21 protein-coding genes are annotated in these 21,473 nt (G+C 69.5%); 5 read left to right on the plus strand and 16 right to left on the minus strand.

The window, feature by feature from the left end; genetic code table 11:
- Positions 1 to 10 precede the first annotated feature (10 nt).
- Genes ACGFSB_RS16710 through ACGFSB_RS16720 form a run of 3 tightly spaced genes read left to right on the plus strand, consistent with a single transcriptional unit; the run spans position 11 to position 1,667 of the window.
- Positions 11 to 508 (plus strand): carboxymuconolactone decarboxylase family protein, encoded by a 498-nt coding sequence (locus tag ACGFSB_RS16710; protein WP_393399309.1) that lies wholly within the window; start codon positions 11 to 13, stop codon positions 506 to 508.
- Complete coding sequence (locus tag ACGFSB_RS16715) at positions 505 to 951, plus strand: carboxymuconolactone decarboxylase family protein (protein ID WP_393399311.1); 447 nt, start codon at positions 505 to 507, stop codon at positions 949 to 951. The genes ACGFSB_RS16710 and ACGFSB_RS16715 overlap by 4 nt, the downstream gene beginning before the upstream one ends.
- Complete coding sequence (locus ACGFSB_RS16720) at positions 948 to 1,667, plus strand: isocitrate lyase/phosphoenolpyruvate mutase family protein (RefSeq protein ID WP_393399313.1); 720 nt, start codon at positions 948 to 950, stop codon at positions 1,665 to 1,667. Before ACGFSB_RS16715 ends, ACGFSB_RS16720 begins: the two co-directional genes overlap by 4 nt.
- 141 nt (positions 1,668 to 1,808) lie before the next feature.
- Here the strand turns inward: ACGFSB_RS16720 and ACGFSB_RS16725 are convergent, their stop codons facing one another.
- The 5 genes from ACGFSB_RS16725 to ACGFSB_RS16745 form a co-directional block, all read right to left on the minus strand.
- On the minus strand, positions 1,809 to 2,771 hold the full coding sequence (locus ACGFSB_RS16725) for an ABC transporter substrate-binding protein (RefSeq protein ID WP_393399316.1): 963 nt from the start codon (positions 2,769 to 2,771) through the stop codon (positions 1,809 to 1,811).
- Between the two features lie 55 nt (positions 2,772 to 2,826).
- Positions 2,827 to 4,845, minus strand: coding sequence for an ABC transporter permease (locus tag ACGFSB_RS16730; RefSeq protein ID WP_393399318.1), 2,019 nt, complete (start codon positions 4,843 to 4,845; stop codon positions 2,827 to 2,829).
- Complete coding sequence (locus tag ACGFSB_RS16735; RefSeq protein WP_393399321.1) at positions 4,842 to 5,936, minus strand: glycine betaine/L-proline ABC transporter ATP-binding protein; 1,095 nt, start codon at positions 5,934 to 5,936, stop codon at positions 4,842 to 4,844. Before ACGFSB_RS16735 ends, ACGFSB_RS16730 begins: the two co-directional genes overlap by 4 nt.
- On the minus strand, positions 5,933 to 7,471 hold the full coding sequence (locus tag ACGFSB_RS16740) for a GMC family oxidoreductase (protein ID WP_393399324.1): 1,539 nt from the start codon (positions 7,469 to 7,471) through the stop codon (positions 5,933 to 5,935). The genes ACGFSB_RS16735 and ACGFSB_RS16740 overlap by 4 nt, the downstream gene beginning before the upstream one ends.
- 160 nt (positions 7,472 to 7,631) lie before the next feature.
- Complete coding sequence (locus ACGFSB_RS16745; RefSeq protein WP_393400158.1) at positions 7,632 to 9,152, minus strand: aldehyde dehydrogenase family protein; 1,521 nt, start codon at positions 9,150 to 9,152, stop codon at positions 7,632 to 7,634.
- Positions 9,153 to 9,317: 165 nt separating this feature from the next.
- On the opposite strand from ACGFSB_RS16745, the gene ACGFSB_RS16750 reads away from it, so the two are divergent.
- Entirely contained in the window at positions 9,318 to 10,121 is an 804-nt protein-coding gene (locus ACGFSB_RS16750) for a hypothetical protein (RefSeq protein ID WP_393399327.1), read from the plus strand.
- Positions 10,122 to 10,125: 4 nt separating this feature from the next.
- On the opposite strand, the gene ACGFSB_RS16755 is transcribed toward ACGFSB_RS16750, so the two are convergent.
- From ACGFSB_RS16755 to ACGFSB_RS16785, 7 genes are all read right to left on the minus strand, one after another.
- Positions 10,126 to 10,716, minus strand: a complete 591-nt coding sequence (locus ACGFSB_RS16755; RefSeq protein ID WP_393399330.1) for a hypothetical protein — start codon at positions 10,714 to 10,716, stop codon at positions 10,126 to 10,128.
- Complete coding sequence (locus ACGFSB_RS16760) at positions 10,713 to 10,961, minus strand: helix-turn-helix transcriptional regulator (protein ID WP_160506754.1); 249 nt, start codon at positions 10,959 to 10,961, stop codon at positions 10,713 to 10,715. Before ACGFSB_RS16760 ends, ACGFSB_RS16755 begins: the two co-directional genes overlap by 4 nt.
- Positions 10,962 to 11,068: 107 nt before the next feature.
- Positions 11,069 to 11,824 carry a hypothetical protein gene (locus tag ACGFSB_RS16765; RefSeq protein ID WP_393399334.1) on the minus strand — a complete coding sequence of 252 codons (756 nt, stop codon included), beginning with the start codon at positions 11,822 to 11,824 and terminating at the stop codon, positions 11,069 to 11,071.
- Positions 11,825 to 11,862: 38 nt separating this feature from the next.
- Entirely contained in the window at positions 11,863 to 12,249 is a 387-nt protein-coding gene (locus tag ACGFSB_RS16770; protein WP_393399337.1) for a hypothetical protein, read from the minus strand.
- Positions 12,246 to 14,075, minus strand: a complete 1,830-nt coding sequence (locus ACGFSB_RS16775) for a hypothetical protein (RefSeq protein ID WP_393399339.1) — start codon at positions 14,073 to 14,075, stop codon at positions 12,246 to 12,248. The genes ACGFSB_RS16770 and ACGFSB_RS16775 overlap by 4 nt, the downstream gene beginning before the upstream one ends.
- Positions 14,076 to 14,301: 226 nt before the next feature.
- The gene (locus ACGFSB_RS16780; RefSeq protein ID WP_393399341.1) at positions 14,302 to 15,291 is read right to left on the minus strand and encodes a malate dehydrogenase; all 990 of its coding nucleotides are present in this window, start codon (positions 15,289 to 15,291) and stop codon (positions 14,302 to 14,304) included.
- Positions 15,292 to 15,745: 454 nt separating this feature from the next.
- A complete protein-coding gene (locus tag ACGFSB_RS16785; RefSeq protein ID WP_393399344.1) occupies positions 15,746 to 16,948 on the minus strand; it encodes a DUF2690 domain-containing protein in 1,203 nt (400 codons plus the stop codon).
- Positions 16,949 to 17,302: 354 nt separating this feature from the next.
- Here ACGFSB_RS16785 and ACGFSB_RS16790 point away from each other — a divergent pair, with 354 nt between their 5' ends.
- A complete protein-coding gene (locus ACGFSB_RS16790) occupies positions 17,303 to 17,848 on the plus strand; it encodes a peptidoglycan-binding protein (protein ID WP_393399346.1) in 546 nt (181 codons plus the stop codon).
- A 102-nt stretch (positions 17,849 to 17,950) separates the two neighbouring features.
- Here ACGFSB_RS16790 and ACGFSB_RS16795 read toward each other — a convergent pair whose 3' ends face one another.
- The 4 genes from ACGFSB_RS16795 to ACGFSB_RS16810 form a co-directional block, all read right to left on the minus strand.
- Complete coding sequence (locus tag ACGFSB_RS16795) at positions 17,951 to 18,469, minus strand: helix-turn-helix domain-containing protein (protein ID WP_393399349.1); 519 nt, start codon at positions 18,467 to 18,469, stop codon at positions 17,951 to 17,953.
- 252 nt (positions 18,470 to 18,721) lie between these two features.
- Entirely contained in the window at positions 18,722 to 19,402 is a 681-nt protein-coding gene (locus tag ACGFSB_RS16800; protein ID WP_393399351.1) for a response regulator, read from the minus strand.
- A complete protein-coding gene (locus ACGFSB_RS16805) occupies positions 19,403 to 20,557 on the minus strand; it encodes a sensor histidine kinase (protein ID WP_393399354.1) in 1,155 nt (384 codons plus the stop codon).
- A gap of 261 nt (positions 20,558 to 20,818) precedes the next feature.
- A complete protein-coding gene (locus ACGFSB_RS16810) occupies positions 20,819 to 21,463 on the minus strand; it encodes a DUF3017 domain-containing protein (RefSeq protein WP_393399356.1) in 645 nt (214 codons plus the stop codon).
- Positions 21,464 to 21,473: the final 10 nt, after the last annotated feature.

The raw sequence follows: 21,473 nt of genomic DNA on the forward strand, positions 1-21,473 counted from the left end.
GGTCGATGTCATGACCAAGGAAGAAGAAACGGAATACGTTCACGAGCACACGCCCCGCCTCGACTGGAACCAGCACGCCCCCGAGGTCTTCAAGGCCATGGTCCGGCTCGACGCGGCCGCCCGTAAGGGCGTCGACCCGGTGATCCTGGAGCTCGTCAAGATCCGGGCCTCGCAGGTCAACCACTGCGCGTTCTGCGTCGACATGCACAGCAAGGACGCCATCGCGGCGGGCGAGAGCGTCGAGCGGATCATCCAGCTCAGCGCCTGGGAGGAGTCGCGGCACTTCTACACGGCGAAGGAGGTCGCCGCGATCGAGCTGACCGAGGCGATCACCGTCCTCACGGACGGCTTCGTACCGGATGAGGTGTACGGGAGGGCAGCGGCCCTCTTCGACGAGCAGGAGCTGACGCAGCTCATCGCCGCGATCACGGTGATCAACGCGTGGAACCGCTTCGCCGTCTCGACGCGTATGGTGCCGGGCCACTACAAGGCCGGAGAGCACAAGTGAGCGCTCGGACCACCCACCTCGACAACGGCGTCGGGTCGGCGATGGTCGCGCTGAGCGCCGCCGCCAAGAAGGGGCTCGGCGATCCTGTGCTCGCCGAGCTGGTGATGCTGCGGGCCTCGCAGATCAACGCGTGCGCGTTCTGCCTGGACATGCATGTGGACGTCGCCGTCAAGGGTGGCGAGACACTGAAGAGGATCGCGCTCCTCAACGCCTGGGCGGAGGCGGGCCCGCTCTTCAGTGAGCGTGAGCGGGCGGCTCTCGCGCTGACCGAGGCGATCACCGTCCTCACGGACGGCTTCGTACCGGACGAGGTGTACGAGACGGCCGCCAAGCACTTCGACGAGGCCGAACTCACCCATCTCATCGGGGTGATCACCGTCATCAACAGCTGGAACCGGCTGATGGTCAGCCGCCGCATCGAGCCGGGTGGGTACGTGCCATGAGCCTTGTCGATGACTTCCGCGCCCTGCATCACGGGCGTGCGCCGGGTGATCCGCTGGTCCTTCCCGGGCCGTGGGACGCCGCAAGCGCGCGCGTCTTCGCGGACGCCGGGTTCCCTGCTCTGGCTACGCCGAGTGCGGGGGTCGCGGCGTCGCTGGGGTACGCGGACGGCGAGGTGCCGCCGGACGAGATGTTCGCGGCGGTGGCCCGGATCGTGCGGTCGGTCTCCGGTTCCCTGCCGGTGTCCGCGGACATCGAGGACGGCTACGGCCTCGCTCCGAAGGAGCTGGTGGAGCGGCTGCTCGAGACCGGTGCGGTGGGGTGCAACCTGGAGGACTCGTCGGGCGGTGCGCTCAAGGATCCGCGCGAGCAGGCGGACTGGCTGGCGGAGGTACGTGCGGTCGCGGGCGACCGGGTATTCGTCAACGCCCGGGTGGACACGTTCATCCGGGGCGTCGCCGACCCCGGGGCGGCCATCGAGCGGGCCCGCCTGTACGTCGCCGCGGGCGCGGACTGCGTCTACCCGATCGGCGCGCCGGCAGCGGTGCTTCCCGCGTTGCGGGCGGGCATCGACGGGCCCGTCAACATGGTCGCGAAGCCGGACGGGGCGTCTCTGCGGGAGCTGGGGGCGCTGGGCGCCACGCGGATCACTTTCGGCCCCGGGCTGCTGATCCGGGCAACGGAGGCGTTGCGGGAGATCGCCGAAAGTCTGAAGTAGCTGAAGTAGTTGAATCTGAAGTAGCTGAAGTAGCTGAAGTAGACGTGACGGTGCCGGGCGCCCTCCGCAGAGGTCGCCCGGCACCGTCGTACCAGCCGTTCAGCCGTTCAGCCGTTCAGCCGTTGACTGAGATCGGCGACGTCACTTCTTCGGGACCCACTTCTCCCACGTCGCCTTGTTCTCCTTGACCCACTTCTTGGCTGCTTCCTCGCCGCTCATCTTGTCCTTGGCGATGGACATGGCGACCTCGTTCTGCTGCTCGGTCGTCCACTTGAAGTTCTTCAGGAACTTCGCGGCGTCGCCGCCGTCCTTGGCGAAGTCGGCGTTGAAGTACTTCTGCAGCGGGGTGTTGGCGTAGCCGCACGCGGTCTTGGCCTCGGGCTCGTTGCAGCCCTCCTTGAACGGCGGCAGCTTCACCTCGACCATGTCCATGTCGGCGTTCGCCCACAGCGGCTCCCACCAGTAGCTGATGAACGGCTGCTTGGCGGCGTACTTGCGCTGGATCTCCTTGATCTGCACCGCCTCGCTGCCGGTGTCCTTGATCTTGTAGTTCAGCTTGAGGTTCTTGATCAGGGGCGCGTCGTACGTGGTGTACGAGGGGGCCGCGCCGATGAACTCGCCCTTGCCGCCGCTGCGGTCGCTCTTGAAGTCCTTGGCGTACTTGTTGAGATTCTTGTAGTCGAGGATCTCGGGGTGCTTGTCCGCGTAGTACTTCGGGACGAACCAGCCGATGTGGCCGGTGACGCCCAGGTCGCCGCCCTTGACGACCGTCTTCTTCTGGTCGATGTAGAGCTTCTGCTTCTTGGGCTGGCCGTCCCAGTCCTCCAGGATCGCGTCGGCCTTGCCGTTGTTCAGCGCGTCCCAGGCGATCGGCTCGTCGAGCTGCTGCAGGTTGACCTTCTTGACGCCGATCTCGTCCTCGAGGAGCACCTTGGCGACCTCGGCGTTGGCGCGCGCGCCGACCCAGGAGGGCACGGTGAGGGTGACCTCGTCGGAGTTGCCGGAGGACTTGGTGTCGGCGGCGCCACAGGCGCTGAGCGCCACCATGGACACGGCGCCGAGACCGGCGAGGACTGAAGTGCGTATCCGCTTGCTGTAGTTCACGAGATTGTTCCTTACGTAGCAGGAGAAGCGGGGCCCGAGAGCGTACGTCAGTGCGTCAGCGCAGTGCGCGTTCCTTGACGTCGGCGCCGGGCTGGGAGATGCGGTCGAGCAGCAGACCGAGGCAGACGATCGCGATACCGGACGTCAGACCGAGGCCGAGGTCGCCCCTGGTGAGGCCCCTGATCACGTCCACACCGAGCGCGCCGCCGCCGATGATGCCGCCGATGACGACCATGGAGAGGACCAGGACGACGCCCTGGTTGAGGGCGACGAGCAGCGCGGGCCTGGCCAGCGGCAGCTGGACCTGCCAGAGCTGCTGGCCGGTGGAGGCGCCCAGCGAGCGGGCCGCCTCGAGGGCGGAGGGGTCGATCTGGCGGACGCCCTGGGCCGTGATGCGGATGACGGCGGGCAGCGCGTAGATGACCGCGGCCACCGCGCCGGCGGAGGGGCCACTGCCGAACAGTCCGACCATCGGGATCAGATAGATGAACGCCGGCAGGGTCTGCATGGTGTCGAGCACCGGCCGGATCGTCCGGTCCAACCAGTCGACGCGGGCCGCGAGCACACCGATGGCGAAGCCCAGGATCAGGGTGACCACCAGGGCCGCGATGACCTGCGAGAGGGTGTCCATCGAGTTGTTCCACAGACCCATCGCGCCGATCGCACCGAGCGCGAGCACGACGGTGACCGCCGCGCGCCAGCGTCCCGCGAGATAGGCGAGGACACCGGCCACCAGGAGCATCGCCCACCACGGCGTGGCGAGCAGGGCGTCGAACAGCGGGTTGATGACCCAGCGGGTGAAGCCGCTCGCCCAGGTGAGGGTGCCGCCGAGGACCGGTACGCCGGAGCCGAATTCGCGCTCGATCCACTCGAAGACTTCGTTGATCGGCTGAGTGATGGAGACGACCCAGTTCTCCGGCCACTCGGTGCGGCCGAGCACCTGGCCGAGTACGGCGGCGCCCGCGACCACGGCGGCCATGACGGCCCACAGGACGCGCGTCACGAAGGCACTGCGCGCGGGTGCCGGGTCGTCGACACGTTCGCCGAATCCCGCGGTCGTACGGTCCAGCCAGATCGCGATCAGCACGATCGCGATGCCGGCCGGCGCCGCGAGGCCGACGTCGAGGGTGGAGATCGCCGTGAAGATCGGGTCACCCAGACCGCCGGCGCCGACCACCGTGGCAAGGACGACCATCGAGAGACACATCATGATCGTCTGGTTGAGGCCGAGCAGCATCGGCTTGCGGGCCAGCGGGAGGCGGGCCGTCCACAGCCGCTGCCAGGCGCTGGCGCCGAGCGACTGGGAGGCCTCAAGGGCCGCCGCGTCGGCGCCGCGCAGGCCGAGCGAGGTGAGCCTGGCCATCGGCGGGGCGGCGTAGATGACGGTCGCCATGAAGACGGCCGGGGTGCCGACGTCGAACATCAACACGAAGGGCAGCAGATAGGAGAAGGCCGGAAGCACCTGCATGGTGTCGAAGACCGGCCGCAGGATGCGCTCCGCGCGGTCCGAGAGCCCGGCCGCGAGACCGAGGAGCACACCGACGAGACCCGCGACGGCCACACAGACGACCATCAGGGCGACGGTCTCCATCGCTTTTTCCCACACGTCGAGCACGCCGATCACGGCGAAGGTGCCGAAGGCGATGCCCGCGAGGGTGAGCGAGCGGCGGCGCAGATTCGCCCCGCCCGCGTACCAGGAGATGAGCACGGCGGCGACGGTCACACCGATGAAGCCGAGGCCCTCGAGCCCGCTGAGCACGCCGTCCACGGCGGACTCTGAGGTGTTGCTGATGTGCAGCAGGAAGTACAGGAAGATCGGATGGGTGTCGCGGTTCTCCGCCATCCAGGTGTTGACGTCGTCGAGCGGCGAGCGCACGTCGAAGGTCCAGTCGGACGGCCAGACGCCGTTCGCGGTGACGGCCGCCGAGACGACCGCGACCAGTACGGCGCAGAGCAGCAGGATCGCCTTGGGGTTGCGCAGCAGCCCGGCCAGCGGCCCGGGGGCATCGGAGGGAGGGCCCGGCGGGGACACGCCGTCCTTCTTCTCCAGTACGGGAGTCGGGGTGGCACTCATACAGCTGCCACCTCCTTGTCCTGGGGGTCACCGTCGAGACCCGCGACCACGGCGAGGAGCTGCTCGTGGTCGACGATGCCGAGGGTGCGTCCGCCGTCCACGACGCGGCAGTACCGACCGCTGCGCGCAACGGCCTCGATCGCGTCGACGACCAGCGTGTCCGGGCCGATCGCGGCACCGGACTCGGCCTCGTCGCCCTCGGCGGGGCGCATGGCGCGGCGCACGGTGATGACCTGCTCGCGCGACACGTCCTGGACGAAGTCGCGGACGTAGTCATCGGCCGGGTTGGCGACGATCTCCTCGGGAGTGCCGAGCTGAACGATGGCGCCGTCACGCATCAGCATGATGCGGTCGCCGAGGCGGAGCGCCTCGCTCAGGTCGTGGGTGATGAAGACCATCGTGCGGCCCTCTTCGCGGTGCAGGCGGATGACTTCTTCCTGCATGTCGCGGCGGATCAGCGGGTCGAGCGCGCTGAACGGCTCGTCGAAGAGCAGGACTTCGGGGTCCACGGCGAGGGCGCGGGCCAGGCCGACGCGCTGCTGCTGGCCGCCGGAGAGCTGGGTGGGGCGGCGGTCCTCCAGGCCCTCGAGGCCGACCTTGGCAACGACCTCCATGGCCTTGGCGCGGCGCTCGGCCTTGCTGACGCCCTGGATCTCCAGGCCGTAGGCGACGTTGTCGAGGACCGAGCGGTGCGGAAGCAGGCCGAAGTTCTGGAAGACCATCGCGGCCTTGTGGCGGCGCAGTTCACGCAGCTGGTTCTTGTCCATGGCGAGCACGTCCTGGCTGTCCATGGATATGGATCCGCTGGTCGGCTCTATGAGCCGGGTCAGGGTCCGCACCAGCGTGGACTTGCCCGATCCGGAGAGGCCCATGACGACGAAGACCTCGCCCCGCTGGACGTCGAAGCTGACGTCCCGCACGGCCGCCGTGCAGCCGGTGCGCTCGCGCAGCTCGGCGGCGGAGAGACTCGCGTACTCGTCATTGCCCGGGATGCGCTGGGCCTTGGGCCCGAAGACCTTCCACAGGTCCCTGACGGTGAACACGGGCGCCGTCGCCTCGGGGGCGGGCGTCTTGTCAGTGGTGGTGGTCATCGGACATCACTCCCGGTCAGCAGTTCTGCGCACTTTTCCCCGACCATGAGCACTCCGATCATCGGGTTCACGGCCGGCATCGTCGGGAAGACGGATGCGTCCGCGATGCGGATTCCTTCGAGGCCCCGGATCCGCAGCTCCGGGTCGACCACGGCAAGTTCATCAGCGGAAGCGCCCATTCGGCAGGTTCCTGCCGGGTGGTACACCGTGTGCGCGGCCTTGCGCACGAGCTCGCTGATCTCGGCGTCGTCGGTGACGTCGGGGCCGGGGAAGACCTCGCGCTTGAGCCACTTGGCGAAGGGCTCGGCCTGCGCGACCTTACGGGCCAGCTTGACGCCGTCGACCAGAGTCTGGCCGTCGTAGTCCGCTTCGTCCTCGAAGTACTTGAAGTCGAGGGCGGGCTTGACCTCCGGGTCGGCCGACGTCAGGTAGAGACGGCCGCGCGCACGGGACTTGGTGATGTTCGGCGTCATCGACACACCGTGCTCCGGGCGTTCGTAGCCCAGCCGCTCCGGGTTGTCCGTGAACGGGATCTGGTAGAAGTGGAACATCAGGTCCGGGCCCTTGTGGTCCGGGTCCCGCTTCACGAACAGGCCCGCGTCGGAGTCCATCGCGGAGTTGCCGGGGATCGGGCCGTTCGTCTCCCAGACGATGACCGACTCGGGGTGGTCGATGAGGTGCTCACCGACGCCCGGCAGATCGTGCGTGACCTGGATACCGAGGGCTTCGAGGTCCTTGGCCGGGCCGATGCCGGAGTGCATCAGGAGGCGCGGGGTGTCGACGGCACCCGCGCAGACGAGCACCTCGCGGCGGGCGGTGAGCAGCTGCTCCTCGCCGTCCTTCGTACGGATGTGGACGCCGCGCGCGGTCTTGCCGTCAAGCTCCAGCTTGGTGGCCCAGGTCTCCAGGAGCAGCCGGAGATTGGGGCGGTCACCGGCCTCCATGTGGGGGTGGAGATAGGCGACGGACGCGGAGGAACGCTTGTTGTTCTCCGGGTGGTACGAGAGGTCGAAGAAGCCGACGCCCTCGTCGAAGGGCTTGTCGTTGAAGCCGACGACCTCGGGGATGCCGAGCGCGGTCTGCGCGGCCTCGACCCAGTCCGTGGCGATCTGGTTCTGGTCCTTCTTGGCCACGCGCACGACGTTGTTGCGCAGCTTGCCGAAGTAGGGGTCCATCGCCTTGGCGCCCCAGCCGGCGGCGCCCGCCTCTTCCCACTCGTCCCAGTCGGACGGCAGCGGCTTGAACGAGATCAGCGTGTTGTGCGACGAGCAGCCGCCGAGGACCTTGGCGCGGCTGTGCAGGATGTGCGAGTTGCCGCGCGGCTGCTCGGTGGTGGTGTAGCCGTAGTCGAGGTCGCCGCCGAGGAGGCCGAGCCAGCGGCGCAGCGTGAGGACGTCCTCGCGGTCGATGTCGCTGGGGCCGCCCTCGATGACGGCGACGGTGACGTCCGGGTCCTCGGTCAGGCGGGATGCGATCACCGAACCGGCGGTGCCGCCGCCGACGATGACGTAGTCGTACTCGGTGGTCTCAGCCATGCGTGCTGCTCCTCTTCCTACGAGGTGTGGTGCAAAGTGCTTGCGCGTATTGAGCGGGGGGTGCTCGGAAGTACGGACATACAGGTGCTTGGAAGTACGGACATACATACGTGCGCGGGGGCGGGACTGCCACCCCCGCGCACGTCACTGTCGGGCGGCCTCAGCCCGCGAACCAACGGACCGGCTTCGGCGCGAGGTTCTGGTAGATGTGCTTGGACTCCCGGTACTCGGCGAGCCCGGCGGGTCCGAGCTCGCGCCCGACGCCGCTCTTGCCGAAGCCGCCCCACTCCGCCTGCGGCAGGTAGGGGTGGAAGTCGTTGATCCAGATCGTGCCGTGGCGAAGGCGCCTGGCCATGCGGCGGCCGAGGCCCGCGTCGTTGGTCCAGACGGCGCCCGCGAGACCGTACTCGGTGTCGTTGGCGAGCGCTACGGCCTCGTCCTCGGTGCGGAAGGTCTCGACGGTCAGGACCGGGCCGAAGACCTCTTCGCGTACGACGCGCATCTCGCGGTGGCACTGGTCGAGGACGGTCGGCTCATAGAAGTAGCCGGTCGCGGGGCGGACTTCGCTCGGCTCGGGGCGCTTGCCGCCGGAGCGCAGGACCGCGCCTTCTTCCAGGGCGGACGCGACGTACGACTCGGTCTTCTCACGCTGCTGCTGCGAGACGAGCGGGCCGCACTCGACGCCGTCCTCGGTGCCGCGGCCGAGCCTGATGCGGCCGGCGCGGCGGGCGAGTTCGGCGACGAAGCGCTCGCGCACCGACTCCTCGATGATGAGGCGGCCACCGGCGGAGCAGACCTGCCCGCTGTGGATGAAGGCCGCGTTCAGCGCCTGGTCGACGGCGGTGTCGAAGCCCTCTTCGGTGGCGCAGGCGTCGGCGAAGACGACGTTCGGGTTCTTGCCGCCGAGTTCGAGGGCGACCTTCTTGACGCCGAGGGCCGCGGCCTGGGCGACCTTGGTGCCGGAGACGAGTCCGCCGGTGAAGGACACCAGGTCGACGTCCGGGTGGTCGGAGAGGCGCGCGCCGACGGTGTGTCCTGGCCCCGTCACGATGTTCGCGACACCGGCCGGGAGACCCGCCTCGACGAGCAGCTCGATCAGCGCGACCGTCGTCAGCGGAGTGACCTCACTCGGCTTGATGACGAAGGTGTTGCCCGCGGCGAGCGCGGGGGCGATCTTCCAGCTGGCCTGGAGGAGCGGGTAGTTCCACGGCGTGATCATCGTGCAGACGCCGATCGGCTCGTGCACGACGACGCTGTGGATGTCGTCGGACCCGGCGTCGACGACGCGGCCCGCGCCTTCGCCGATCACCAGGTCGGCGAAGTAGCGGAAGGCGTCGGCGACGCAGTCGACATCGACGCGGCCCTCTTCGACGGTCTTGCCGGCATCGCGGCTCTCCAGGAGCCCGATCTTCTCCCGGTCGCGTACGAGGAGGTCGGCGACGCGGCGGAGCAGCGCGGCACGCTCGGCGACGGGCGTGGCAGGCCACGCTCCGTGGTCGAAGGCCTCGCGTGCGGCGGCGATGGCCGCGTCGGTGTCCTCGGTGCCGCCCTCGGCGATCAGTGCGAACGGCTTGGCGTCAGCCGGGTCGAGGATCTCGCGCGTGGCGCCGGAGAGGGCGTTACGCCACTCTCCGCCCACATGGATGGTCTGTTGTGCGGACACGTCCCGTTTGCCTTCCATTCCTGTCATCTGCCCCGCCTGTCACTCGCGGTAGCCGGGTCCACCTGCCCTGAGGTGGAGAAACCATGCGCATTACATAACCGAAAGTGCGCTGTGTCACTGCGCGTGCAGGCACTGGAGGCGAAACGTACGCTCGAAGAGGGGTTTCTCCGTGGAGGTGGCGATATGCGCGCAATATCCGCAAGGCACGCATGGGGACGCAAGCACGCCTGGGGAAGCGCGGCCTGCACCGCGGCCGCACTCCTGGCCGCCCCCGCGGTCGCGTTCGCCGACACGGGAGACCTGAGCGCGCGGGAGATCACCGACAAGGCGCAGCAGGAACTGCTCGACGCCAAGTCGGTTCGCCTCGACCTCGAACAGAAGGGCAAGGACGTCGCCAAGGGCGATCCCGTCGCCATGAACCTGGCACTCGACCAGGACGGCAACTGCGCGGGCACCCTGCGCATGGCCGAGGGCGGCGGCAGCCTGAAGCTGATCAAACAGGGCGAGAAGGTCTGGATGAAGCCCGACCTGGCCTTCTGGAAGGCCCAGCTCCCCGGCGGTCAGGGCGAGGCCGCGGCCGACATCATCGGGGACCGCTATCTGTACGGCACCACCGACGACCCGATGCTTCGGAGCATCGCCGAGACCTGCGATCTCAACACGATCCAGAAGCAGGTCAAGGGCGAGTCCGGCGGCGCCACGGACCTCAAGAAGGGCAAGCCCACGAAGGTCGACGGCACCCGTGTCATCCCGGTCACGGGCCGGGACGACGGCAAGAAGACCACGCTGTACGTGGCGGCGAAGGGCACGCCGTACCTCGTCGAGGCCACATCGGTGGGCGCGGGGACCAACTCGACACTGAAGCTCAGCGACTACGACAAGCCGGTCCCTTCGAAGACGCCTTCGAAGGAGGACTCGGTGGACGTGTCGCAGTTGCAGGGCGGCGGCGGGCAGGACGAGGGCGGACAGGACGGCTACCGGGTCTGAGGCCCTACTTCTCGAACACGTCGTCCATCGGCTCGTCGTCCATCGGCTCGTCGTACACCTGCTCGTCGTCCATCGGCTCGTCGTCCGCCGCGAATCCCGCCACCCACAGCGGCATCAGCCAGTGCACGACGAAGACGGTGAACAGCGCGGGGAAGAGCAGCCCCTTGGCGTCCCATCCCTGGAGCGCGGCGACCCCGGCACCGGCGGCAGCCGCGAAGAGCATCCCCTGCATGAGCCCCCGCGCCCGCGCCGCGACCCGCGCCTTCTCGGCGAGCTGACGCTCGTCGAGTGCGCGGTTTCGCAGCTCAAGGAGGCCGCGCGTGGCGCTGTTGATGACGCCGGTGGCGAAGCACCACGGCAGTAGCAGGGCGAGCATCGCCCACATCGCCAGGCGCTGGTCGCCGACGACGGTGAGGAGCCAGGCCGCGACGCTCGCCACGGTCAGCACGATGTGCGCGCCGACCGCGACGCGCCTGCGCGCGGCGGTGGCATACATGGGCGCCGCCTCGCGCCGGTTCATCAGCGCGAGCATCCGCCGGTCGTACCCGGTCATCTCCCGCGCCTCCCGCGCCTCCCGCACCTGTTGGTCCGTCATCCCTGACTCCTCCCGTAGACCTCGTCCGTGAGCGGGCGGAACGGCTCGAGGGAGAACAGCGCCTCCACCGGCAGTCCGAAGAACACCGCGATCTTCAGCGCCAGGTCCAGGCTCGGGTTGTACTGCCCGCGCTCGATGTAGCCGATGGTCTGGTAGTGGACCCCCACTGCCTCGGCCAGGCTCTGGCGCGACACCTTTCGCTCCGCGCGCACCATCGCCAACCTGTTGTGCACTTGCTCGCTCATGTATAAGAAGTACTACATCAGTGAGTACGTTGACAACAGTAATCGGGAGGGTGCCCCTCTACCGGCTACGAACTACCGGCTACGGACTACCGGCTACCGGCTACCGGTTAGGAGCAGGTTTCGCCGGGCGGGCAGAACCACGTCAGGGCCGTCGACACGAGCTCCTCCTCGTCGTCCCTGCCGTCCGCTTCGGAGCCGTACGCGGCCAGGGCGTAGAGCTTGCCGTCGGACGCCTCGAAGCGATGGTCGATGACGTGCCACCCGCCGACGTCCGGCTCGCCCTTGAACTTGTCGGCCAGATACTCGAGCCGGGCGGCGGGGCGGCCCTCGTCGTCCGAGCGCTCCAGCGAGCCGAGCTGGTCGAAGCCGCCGGGCATCGGCGCCTCGTCGAGCCAGGTCCGCAGCGATTCGTACGGGGACGGCTCCCCCACTTGGTAGACCTGAAGCCGCCGATGCCCGTCGGAGCTGCGGTAGTTGACGACGTTGAAGCCCTCGTCGGGGATGATCACCTCGCGGGTCCAGCCGCGCGGCACGGCGAGACGGAAGCCCTCGTCGCTGTCCGTCACTTCCTCGTACGAGGGGGGCGGCCCGCCTGTCGGGGACGGCGCCGCCGTGTCGCCCTCGGTGCCCGGATCCGCGCTCGGCGGCGGCTTGTCGAGCACCGTCAAGTACCCCGTCGGCTGCGGCTCGTCCTTCCAGCCGAGTGCCCAGCCGCCGAAGACCAGGCCACAGGCCGCGAGGACGCTCACGACGGCGCGCAGTGCCTTGCCCTGGCGCACCGCGTCCCGGTCGTGGAGCTCGGCGATCCGCCGCTCCTGATCATGGCCGACCCACTCCTGCCGGTCGGCGTCGAAGATCCGCACGACTCGCCCCTCAGCCCTTGTCCCTCAGCCCTCAGCCCTCAGCCCGTGATCTGGGCGATGGCCTGGAGGACGGCGGTCACGGAAGCGGCGGTCGCGGCAGCGGCGCCGTACTGCTCGAGGCGGGTGCGCAGCCTGCCGAGCAACCCGGTGTCGGCGCGCCCGCCGCGGCCGATCTCCCGTTCCACCTCGCCCAGTTCGGCATCGAGCGCCTCGTCGTCGGCCGTACGCTCAGCGGCCCCGGCCAGCTCGCCGCGGAGTGCTCTGACCTGGGCGAGCAGGTGCTGCCGCTGCTGATCGGCCACCACTACCGTGTGGTTGGTGGACTCGGCCGTGCCGTGCGAGCCGAAGGCCTGCGAGCCACCGCTGATCGACCCGATCTGGACGTGCGCACCGCCCCCGCCCGTGTCGTCCCCTTCGCCGCTCATACCGTGCTCCTCTCGGTGTGCGTGGCCTGGCCCTGGGAGCCGGTGGCGAGGGCGCCGCCGGACATCTCCCCGATGTAGACCCCGCTGTTGTGGATCTGCGTGATGTTCTGTTCGAGGCGGTCCGTGCGGAAGCCACCGGCCCGCAGTGCGTCACGGACGCCCTCGCCGATGCGGTCCTGGAGGGTGCGTGTGTAGCGGGCGACGTCCATCTCCTGGAAGAGCGAGAGGTCGTCGGTGCTCGCCAGTTGACGCAGGGAGACCAGCGGGGCGTCCGGCGGCGCCTGTACGGGGCGGCCGATCCCGAGCCAGGCGCAAAGGGACCGCAGGGCACGCGCGGGGGCCTTCCCTTCGGAGACTTCGGAGGCTCCGGGCTGGGCCAGCCACAGCCGGAACGAGGGGACGAGCGAGGGCAGCGCGCTCAGGGCGGCGATGCCGATCGCCACGCCGACCGCGGGGCCGTCCACGCAGGCGCGCAGGGCGTCGCGCACCGGGCCCTCCGGGGCGCGGGCCACGATCGTGTCGACCTCGCGGAACTCCGGGACGATCGGTCCGAGTACGTGCGGCACCACTTCGAGGACCAGCATCCCGCCCTGCGTGTGCACCCTGACCAGGAGCGAAACGACGACCTGTTCGTTCCAGGCGCCGACCCGGATCCGCAGGAAGTGGCGTCTCGCCTCCCCGCCTTCGCCTGCCGCCCGTTCGAGATGCCGGGCGACCTGCCCGTTGTCGTACAGACCCGCGGTCTCGTACCCCTGCCCGGTGTAGAGCTGCTCGTCCCGGCCCACACCGGCGGGGAGATAGACGAACTCCTCGATCTCCAGGTCCCGCAGCCGGTCCACGCCGGTGGCCGCGGCGGACTGCCGGAGGCCCTTCAGGCGGGGCTCGATCATCTTGATGACCTCGCGCGCGGAGAGCGGTTCGTACGCACGCGGGGCGGGCACGCCGCCTTCCGTCCCCTTCTCGGCGCGCTGCAGCTCCAGGACGACCGACCATGGCTTGCGGGGCTTTCCGGCGCCTACGAAGGGGCGATTCGCGTCGTAGAGGGTGATCGGCGCGTTCTGCTCGCGGTGGATGCAGTCGGCGATGCGGGTGAACCGCCTGGGGATGCGCGGCTGTTCGACCTCGGCGAAGGTCTGCCGGGCGAGCTGGCTCCGCAGGGTCCGCTTGCGCAGGAACTGGTGGCGCCACACCACGGCCGCGATGAGCAGCGGGAAGATCACGGGGTACGGGTTGTCCTTGACCGTGGCGATCGCGGCGACCGCGTACCAAGCGGCGAACCACCACACGAACGCCGTCACCAGCCAGCCGACGCGGTGCCGCAGCCAGGCGAGCGGCGCGGGGAGCTCCACCCGCCGCAGCACCCCGCCGTCCGTGCCCCGGCCGGAGACGACCCTCGCCAGCCACAGCAGCAGGACCACCACGGCGTACGCGATCGCCCAGCCGCCCGGCACGAAGGCGCCGAACGAGCTGAACAGGCCACCGAAGGCAGCGTCGACGAAGTCGTCCGGGTCGAAGGCGAGCAGCGCGAGATCTCCGCCGGAGACACCCGACTCGCCGCCCCTGGAGTCCTCGAGGGCGTCCCAGATCATCACCGCGTCGGTGACGAGGAACCCGATCCACACGGCCGCCAGGAGCAGCGCGGTGACCAGCTCTTCGCGCCGGGCGCGCAGCGCGTGTGCGAGCACCGGGAGCACATCAGCACCGAGCGGCGGCGCCACGGGGCGCTCCGCATGCCCCACGAGTTCTGAGACGACCCTCCTGCGGAACACGGCGTCCAGATGGACCCCGGCGCACAGCAGTCGGGTGGCCTCGGTGTTACCTGCCATGGCCAACTCCGTCTGGATGAAGCGGAATTGGAGAGTAACTGAGCGTGCACGCAAGGGCCACAGAAAGGTGATTATGCCGCTCGAATAAGTGAATCCTCGTCAGTGATTCGTCAGTGAATCCTCGTCAGTGATTCGTCAGTGAATCCTCGCCCCTGCGCCAAAAAACCGCCCCCCGGCGGCCTTTGCGGCTGCCGGGGGGCGGTCCTCAGTCAGGATCAGTCAGGCTCTAGATGAGGCCGAGGCCGCGAACCGCCTCGCGCTCCTCGGTGAGCTCCTTCACCGACGCGTCGATGCGCGTGCGCGAGAAGTCGTTGATCTCCAGGCCCTGGACGATCTCGTACTTGCCGTTGCTGGTGGTGACGGGGAAGGAGGAGATGAGCCCCTCCGGAACACCGTACGAACCGTCCGACGGGATACCCATGGAGGTCCAGTCACCGGCCCCCGTGCCGTTCACCCACGTGTGGACGTGGTCGATGGCGGCGTTGGCCGCGGAGGCGGCCGAGGACGCGCCACGGGCCTCGATGATCGCGGCGCCGCGCTTGGCGACGGTCGGGATGAAGTCGTCGGCGAGCCAGGCCTGGTCGCTCACCACGTCCGCGGCGTTCTTGCCCGCGATCTCCGCGTGGAAGATGTCGGGGTACTGAGTGGCGGAGTGGTTGCCCCAGATGGTCAGACGCTTGATGTCGGAGACGGAGGAGCCCGTCTTCTTCGCCAGCTGCGAAAGCGCGCGGTTGTGGTCGAGGCGGGTCATCGCGGTGAAGCGCTCGGCCGGTACGTCCGGGGCCGCGGCCTGCGCGATGAGCGCGTTGGTGTTGGCCGGGTTGCCGACGACGAGGACCTTGATGTCGTCCGCGGCGTTGTCGTTGATGGCCTTGCCCTGCGGCTTGAAGATGCCGCCGTTGGCGGAGAGCAGGTCGCCGCGCTCCATGCCCTTGGTGCGGGGGCGGGCGCCGACGAGGAGGGCGACGTTGGCGCCGGAGAAGGCGACGTTCGGGTCGTCGCTGATCTCGATCGAGTTCAGCAGCGGGAAGGCACAGTCGTCGAGCTCCATGGCGGTGCCCTCGGCGGCCTTCAGAGCCGGCGTGATCTCGAGCAGTCGCAGATTGACCGGCACGTCCGCGCCGAGCAGGTGGCCGGAGGCGATGCGGAAGAGCAGCGCGTAGCCGATCTGGCCGGCCGCGCCGGTGACGGTGACATTCACGGGAGTGCGGGTCATGGCGATCTCCGTAAGACAGCTGGCGGTGGGGGTCCCTGCCCCTTGTGCTGGATCCCTACCGACGCCACTCGATGATCGATCTCTTGGCATCAAGAGAGATCCGCCGCTCAGGCTATCGCGCCCCGCCGAGCCCCGAACGCCGGGTGGGTGTGGCCCACCCCACAAAGGTCATGTGGACCGAGCGGTGCCACAGGGCAATCGGGTGGGTTGGTGGTGGGCGAGTAGTGGGCGGGCGGGTAGGGGGCGGGCGGAAAATCAGCCGCGAAGCGGCTGGCCGAAGTGCCCCGCACAGGGGCAGAACAAGCCATGCCAAAGTTAAGCGCCGGCGACACGCATGGCCGCCGCCCGCGAGGGCACACGCAGCAGTACCCCCACGGGAGTGGCTACACCCCCGGGCGGCCGCCACGCTCCCCCCCCTGAGGTGGCGGCCGCCGCCACACCTCCCGGGTGACCCCTACTTCGTGCACCCCGTCAGGCCGGACTTCAGCGTGGCGCACGCCTCCGCGGACGTACCGTCCTTGACGGCCACCATGGGCGTGTACGCGTCGAGGTCCGCGTTCACGGTCCCGTTCTGCTTGGCTCCGCCGCCGGTTCCGGCAGTCGCACCGATCGTGACCTTGTCGCCCACCGCCGCCTGCGTGATCCGCGCCCACGCCGCCCCGCACGTCTTGCTGTAGCGGACCTCGACCAGCGCCTTGCCGATCGTCGCGCGTGTCGTCGTCGTGGCCAGTTCGCCGCCGCAGCCCATGGTCTCCGGGTCCTTGCCGGTGCAGCTCTTGCCGGTGCACTCGACGCCCGCGGGCAGACCCTTGTCGCTCGTGGTCGGCGACGCCGGCGGCTTGGCGTCTTCGTCGCTCTTGTCGTCCTTGCCGAAGTCCGTCAGGAAGACGGCGGCGGCTATGACGACGAGCGCGCCGACGATGCCCGCGAGGAACATCGTCAGCTTCCTGCGCCGCCGCTGCCCGTCGGGCGAGCTCCCGCCGGGGCGCGGCTCCTGCGTGCCGAGCGGCGCGCCGACGGCCCCCAGGCCGCCGCCACCGCCACTGCCCTCGCCGTACGACGAAGAAGGCCCGTACGCCCCGTAGACCTCGCCTCCCGCACTGGGCGCCGACGATGCCGACGACGCCGACGAAGGCGTCTGCGGCGGCACCGTGCGCGCGGGGCCCGCAGAACCCGCGGCGCCCGCAGGACCCGCGACCCCGGTGGCACTTCTGCCACCGCGTCCGGGCCGGTCGGCGGAATCGGCAGCCGCGCCCGCCGCGCCATCACGCGCCGCGGTTCCGTTGCCGCTCCCCTTGCTCTTGGTCTGGTTCGGACCCATCTCCCCGAGCGCGGCCCGCGCCTGGGAGATCCGGATCGCCTGCATGGTCATGTCGTGCCGCATCTCGGAGCGGCTCCAGGCGCGCTCCGCGAGCTCCCACATGGTGATGAGGTGAACGGGGTTGGTGCCCGTCACCTCGGCCAGCGCGACGATCGCACCCTTTGGCGCGAGCAGTCGCCCGTTCAGATAGCGCTCCCACGACGTCTTGCTGTACCCGGTGCGGTCAGACACCGCGGCAATGCTCAGACCACTGCGGTCGACGAGCCTGCGCAACTGGCTGGCGAACTCCCTGACCTGCGGGTCCAGCTCATCCGGTAGCGCCTTCCAACGAGGCATTACTCCCCCTATTCCCCCCGTACGTGCCTGCTTGCCCCCGCGCGTGGTTTCCCCCGCTCTGCCCATGGGGCAGCCCCCGCTACTCCTGTCATGGACTACCCAGAGGGATGCCAAAAGTAAGGATGTCAGTTCCCGGGCCCGGGGCGCACGGGAGCGTTCGGGCCAGTGGCGTGCACCGTCGCACTCCACGCGGGCCAGCGTCCAGTGTCCCACCGCCGTCCCGGTCCACGATGCGGAACCCCTGGTAGCGGCCCGGGACGTCCCGAAGCATCCCGATTGCGCGCCTTCACCCTTTAACGAAACGCCGCGGGGAGGAAGCATCGAACACGCCAACGCACAACCTAGGGGGATTACATGCACAGCAGAATGGGCAAGGCGAAACGACTGCTCGGCTCGGCGGTCGCCGTGACGGCGGGGGCGGCGATCGCGCTCGGCGGCACCGCGTCGCTCGCGCAGGCCACCGGGCCGCACGTCATCGACGGCAAGGGCGCCGCGTACAACGACTGGGGCGACGAGGGCGACCTGTCACGCGTCAGCCACACCAACAGCAACGCCACGCGCCTCTGGCAGACCGTCCTGTACGCGGACGGCGCCAAGTGGAAGGACAGCTACGGCAAGCGGCACACGTTCAAGAAGTGGGACATCGACGGCAGCTTCGGCCGCAGGACCGAGTCGGCCACCAAGTGGTGGCAGCAGCACGAGGACACGGAGGACATCGACGGAATCGTCGGCAAGGAGACGTTCGGCATCGCCGACGACTACCTGAACGGACCGAGCGGCGGCGGCTGGGTCAGCTACACCGGCTACCAGCACGACGTCACCTTCAAGCGCGTCGCAGGCACGTACTACGTGAAGATCGACGGGCACTGGAAGAAGGCGGCGTACGACTGGCGCGGCTGATCCCTGACCCGTGACTCCACCCTCACCCCCGGCTAGGGCCGTCACCTCGTGGCGGCCCTAGGTCCTGTCGTCAGGGCCTAGGTCCTGTCTGTCCGTCAGGCCCTAGCGCGCGAGGAACCTCAGCAGCCCTTCGAGCAGCACCATGAGGACGAGGAACACGGTGACACCGGCGACGGACCGGACCCGTGCAGGGCCGGAGCGGCCGGTCCGGTGGACCTTCGGCCGCGCTCTTCGTACGCCACCTTTCACGCCACCTTTCACACCATCGCCCACCCCATCGCCCGTCTTGCTCAGCTTGCTCAGCACGACGCCCGGGGTGGATTCCGCTCGGCCTGCCCCGCCGCTCCCGCCCCGCGGCCACACGCGGACCGCCAACTCCCAGTGCGCGCAGAAGCGTTCGCAGTCCACCCCCGCCACCCGGCACAGCGCGGCGACCGCCTGCCGGGGCGGGGGCTGCTGTGCGTTGAGGTAGCGCTGCCAGGAGGACTTGCTGTAGGCCGTCTCCTTGCCGAGCGCGATCAGGCTCAGTCCCGTGCGGTCCTTGAGCAGCCGCAGCTGCTCCACGAAGTGCCGTACTTCCGTGGGAAGTGCCTCCGGAAGCGGCTGCCAGGCAGCACTCATGCTTCACCCCCAGCATGTGCCCAGTTTGCCCACATGACGGCAGGACGACCCGAAGTGGTTCCCTCCGTGCCGCTCGCCGCCTGTTGCGGGCTTCGCACACCATTGCGGAATGGTCACCTCCGTGCCACAGGGGCAAGGCATCCCTTGTACGGAAACGGCGCGGGGATGACGCTGGTTCCCGTTGGAACAGCCCCCCACGAACCGGCGGCGCTCGTCCTCCCACGGGGGAGAGGACGGGCGCCGTCTCTGCTTTCAGCGACCGCCACCGCCGCCCGGCGTGACGAGACCTGTCTCGTACGCCACCACCACCGCCTGCGCCCTGCTGTCCAGGTCGAGTTTGGCCATCGTGCGGTTGAGGTGGGTCTTGACGGTGGCCTCGCTGATGTAGAGGCGGTCGGCGATGTCCGCGTTGGAAAGTCCGCCGGCGATCAGCTTCAGGACCTCGACCTCGCGCATCGTCAACGGCCGCAGATCGGGCGGCGGTTCGGCGAAGTCACCGGATCCGGCCTGCCGGGCGAACGCCTCGACGAGACGGCAGGTGACGCTGGGCGCGAAGAGCGCGTCGCCCCCGCCGACCGCGGCCACCGCGGCGAGCAACCGCTCGGGCCCGGAGTCCTTGAGCAGGAAGCCCGACGCTCCGGCCCGCAGCGCCCCGTACACGTACTCATCGAGATCGAACGTGGTGAGCACCAGGACGCGCGGCGGCGGTTCGTGCGCCTCGGCGAGGATCTTCTCGGTGGCCACGATGCCGCTCATGCCGGGCATACGGATGTCCATCAGGATCACGTCGGGCCGGGTCGTCGCGGCGAGCTCGACGGCCTGTGCCCCGTCACACGCCTCACCGACGACCTCGATGCCGGGCGCGGCGCGCAGCAGCCCCACCAATCCGGCCCGGATCAGGAACTGGTCGTCGACCACGAGCACCCTGGTCATCTAAGTTGCGTCGTCCCCCTGCGAAGCGGTCTGCGCGGTGGTCGGCAGGGTCAGGCGTACGGCGAACCCTCCCTCGCGCAGCGGGCCGATGCTGATCGACCCGCCGTAGAGCTTGGCCCGCTCCCGCATCCCAATCAACCCGTGGCCGCTCCCCGTGCCCACTCCGTCCGGAATCACCCCCTCCCCGTCATCGGTGACCGAAACCGTCACATGGTGCGGCTGGTAGCGCAGTTCGACCTCCGCGCCCGCTCCCGGAGCGTGCTTCAGTACGTTGGTCAGGGCTTCCTGGACCACGCGGTACGCGCAGAGTTCGACCCCTGGCGCCAACTGCCGCGGGGTGCCCTCGGTCCGCAGCTCGACGGCGACTCCCCCGGCCCGCACCCGCTCGACCATCTCGCCGAGCCGCGCGAGACCCGGCATCGGCGCGTCGGGTACGCCGTCGCCCTCCTCCCGCGCCCGAAGCACCCGCAACATGCGGCGCAGTTCCTCGAGGGCCTCGCCGCTGGTGCCGGAAATGGTGGAGAGGGCGGCATGGGCGGTGGCCGGGTCGGAGGTGAAGACGAACTTCGCGAGGCCCGCCTGCACGGATATCACCGACATGTGGTGGGCGACCACGTCGTGCAGCTCCCGTGCGATGCGCCCGCGCTCCTCGGCCACCTCGCGCCGCGCCCGCTCGTCCTGCTCGCGCTTCAACTGCCGGGCCAGTTCGGCGGACCGGCGCGCGACGGACCCGAACCGCCAGATGACCAGCGGGAAACCGATGGCCTGCCCGACGACGGACGCCATCGCCGCCCCTTCGCTCACCAGGCCCGCGTAGATCCAGACGGCGCTCATCAGCGCGGCGCACGGGACGGAGACGCGGGCGGGCCGCAGCGACGCGACCGTATAGACCATGAGCATGGGCGCGAAGGAGTTCACGACGGGCCAGTAGCCGGCGGTGACGTACACGGTCCACACCAGATGCACCAGGAGCAGGACCGCGAGCGGGGCCTTGGAGCGGAAGGCGACGGGAAGATTGACGAGCGCCACCAACGCATAGCCGAACGGGTCGAGTTCAGGCCACCCCTGCCGTGCCGACTCCTGCCCGAGGAGTACAGCGACCGTGGTGAGAGCGACCACGATCGACGTATCGGCGACGAGGGGGCGGATCCGCATCGCCGCAGCGTAGCCCTGGCGCGGGCGGCGGTACGTCAAACCATCGCGGTACAGCGGAAGTTGCAGGAACCGCGGAGCTACCGCGCAGGGTCTCCGCGAACCTCAACCCCGCACGGGACGACTCCCCCGCCTCACCGCCGTAACTTCTTGGACCAGGTACACGGCACGGGACGGCACCAGGACGAACATGCGACGGCGGTGGCCCGCCCTCCTCGGGGGAGGGGACGGGCCACCGCCGTGGCACTAGTTACCTGGAACCGTCTAACTGTCGATCGTGAAGTGCAACGTGTCGTCGAGGAACGGGATCTCCAGCAGCGGATTCGGCTGCGCCATCAGCGCGAGCAGCACGATGGCGAGGCCGAGTGCCCCGTACGTGACCATGTCCGTGAAGCGCGAACGCACCGCGAGCATACCGACGCCGGGCAGCGCCCACCGCATGGCGGCGCCCCCGATCAGCGCGACGCCGATCAGCACCGTGCCGACGCGGAACACGTCGAAGGCCGTGAGCAGCAGCCCCAGTCCCACCGTCGAGAGCACGCTGAGCAGCGGCCACTGCCGGGCGGGCGCGGGGGCGTCGCCGCCCGCGGCCCGGCCGCCGCCCTCGGGCCGCGCGGTGTCCCGGGTGAGGAGGGGGAAGCGCCGCGTGGTCTTCTTCGGCCCGTCAGGACCAGGACCGCTGACGGCGCCCTTCGCCTCTGCGTCCTCGATGGGGTCCGCGTCTGAGGCGGCGTCCGGAGCCGCGTCGGTCGCCGAAGCCGAGTCGGTAGCCGGGACCTCTGCGGTCTTCGGGACCTCCTCGGTCTTCGGGACCTCCTCGGCCTTCGGGTCCTCGACAGCCTTCGGGGCCTCGACACCATCCGGGGCCTCCCCCGAAGACGCCGCCCCCTGATCAGCTTCCGCGCTCATGGGCTGCACC

The sequence above is a fragment of the Streptomyces sp. NPDC048441 genome, assembly GCF_043200235.1.
In the GTDB taxonomy this organism is placed as follows: Bacteria; Actinomycetota; Actinomycetes; order Streptomycetales; family Streptomycetaceae; genus Streptomyces.

Excerpts from the sequence above, each read along its gene's own strand:
- ACGFSB_RS16710 (WP_393399309.1), top strand. The coding sequence starts at position 11 with ATGACCAAGGAAGAAGAAACGGAATACGTTCACGAGCACACGCCCCGC.
- ACGFSB_RS16720 (WP_393399313.1), top strand. The coding sequence starts at position 948 with ATGAGCCTTGTCGATGACTTCCGCGCCCTGCATCACGGGCGTGCGCCG.
- ACGFSB_RS16730 (WP_393399318.1), bottom strand. The coding sequence starts at position 4,845 with ATGAGTGCCACCCCGACTCCCGTACTGGAGAAGAAGGACGGCGTGTCC.
- ACGFSB_RS16735 (WP_393399321.1), bottom strand. The coding sequence starts at position 5,936 with ATGACCACCACCACTGACAAGACGCCCGCCCCCGAGGCGACGGCGCCC.
- ACGFSB_RS16740 (WP_393399324.1), bottom strand. The coding sequence starts at position 7,471 with ATGGCTGAGACCACCGAGTACGACTACGTCATCGTCGGCGGCGGCACC.
- ACGFSB_RS16745 (WP_393400158.1), bottom strand. The coding sequence starts at position 9,152 with ATGGAAGGCAAACGGGACGTGTCCGCACAACAGACCATCCATGTGGGC.
- ACGFSB_RS16750 (WP_393399327.1), top strand. The coding sequence starts at position 9,318 with ATGCGCGCAATATCCGCAAGGCACGCATGGGGACGCAAGCACGCCTGG.
- ACGFSB_RS16755 (WP_393399330.1), bottom strand. The coding sequence starts at position 10,716 with ATGACGGACCAACAGGTGCGGGAGGCGCGGGAGGCGCGGGAGATGACC.
- ACGFSB_RS16760 (WP_160506754.1), bottom strand. The coding sequence starts at position 10,961 with ATGAGCGAGCAAGTGCACAACAGGTTGGCGATGGTGCGCGCGGAGCGA.
- ACGFSB_RS16770 (WP_393399337.1), bottom strand. The coding sequence starts at position 12,249 with ATGAGCGGCGAAGGGGACGACACGGGCGGGGGCGGTGCGCACGTCCAG.
- ACGFSB_RS16775 (WP_393399339.1), bottom strand. The coding sequence starts at position 14,075 with ATGGCAGGTAACACCGAGGCCACCCGACTGCTGTGCGCCGGGGTCCAT.
- ACGFSB_RS16780 (WP_393399341.1), bottom strand. The coding sequence starts at position 15,291 with ATGACCCGCACTCCCGTGAATGTCACCGTCACCGGCGCGGCCGGCCAG.
- ACGFSB_RS16785 (WP_393399344.1), bottom strand. The coding sequence starts at position 16,948 with ATGCCTCGTTGGAAGGCGCTACCGGATGAGCTGGACCCGCAGGTCAGG.
- ACGFSB_RS16790 (WP_393399346.1), top strand. The coding sequence starts at position 17,303 with ATGCACAGCAGAATGGGCAAGGCGAAACGACTGCTCGGCTCGGCGGTC.
- ACGFSB_RS16795 (WP_393399349.1), bottom strand. The coding sequence starts at position 18,469 with ATGAGTGCTGCCTGGCAGCCGCTTCCGGAGGCACTTCCCACGGAAGTA.
- ACGFSB_RS16800 (WP_393399351.1), bottom strand. The coding sequence starts at position 19,402 with ATGACCAGGGTGCTCGTGGTCGACGACCAGTTCCTGATCCGGGCCGGA.
- ACGFSB_RS16805 (WP_393399354.1), bottom strand. The coding sequence starts at position 20,557 with ATGCGGATCCGCCCCCTCGTCGCCGATACGTCGATCGTGGTCGCTCTC.
- ACGFSB_RS16810 (WP_393399356.1), bottom strand. The coding sequence starts at position 21,463 with ATGAGCGCGGAAGCTGATCAGGGGGCGGCGTCTTCGGGGGAGGCCCCG.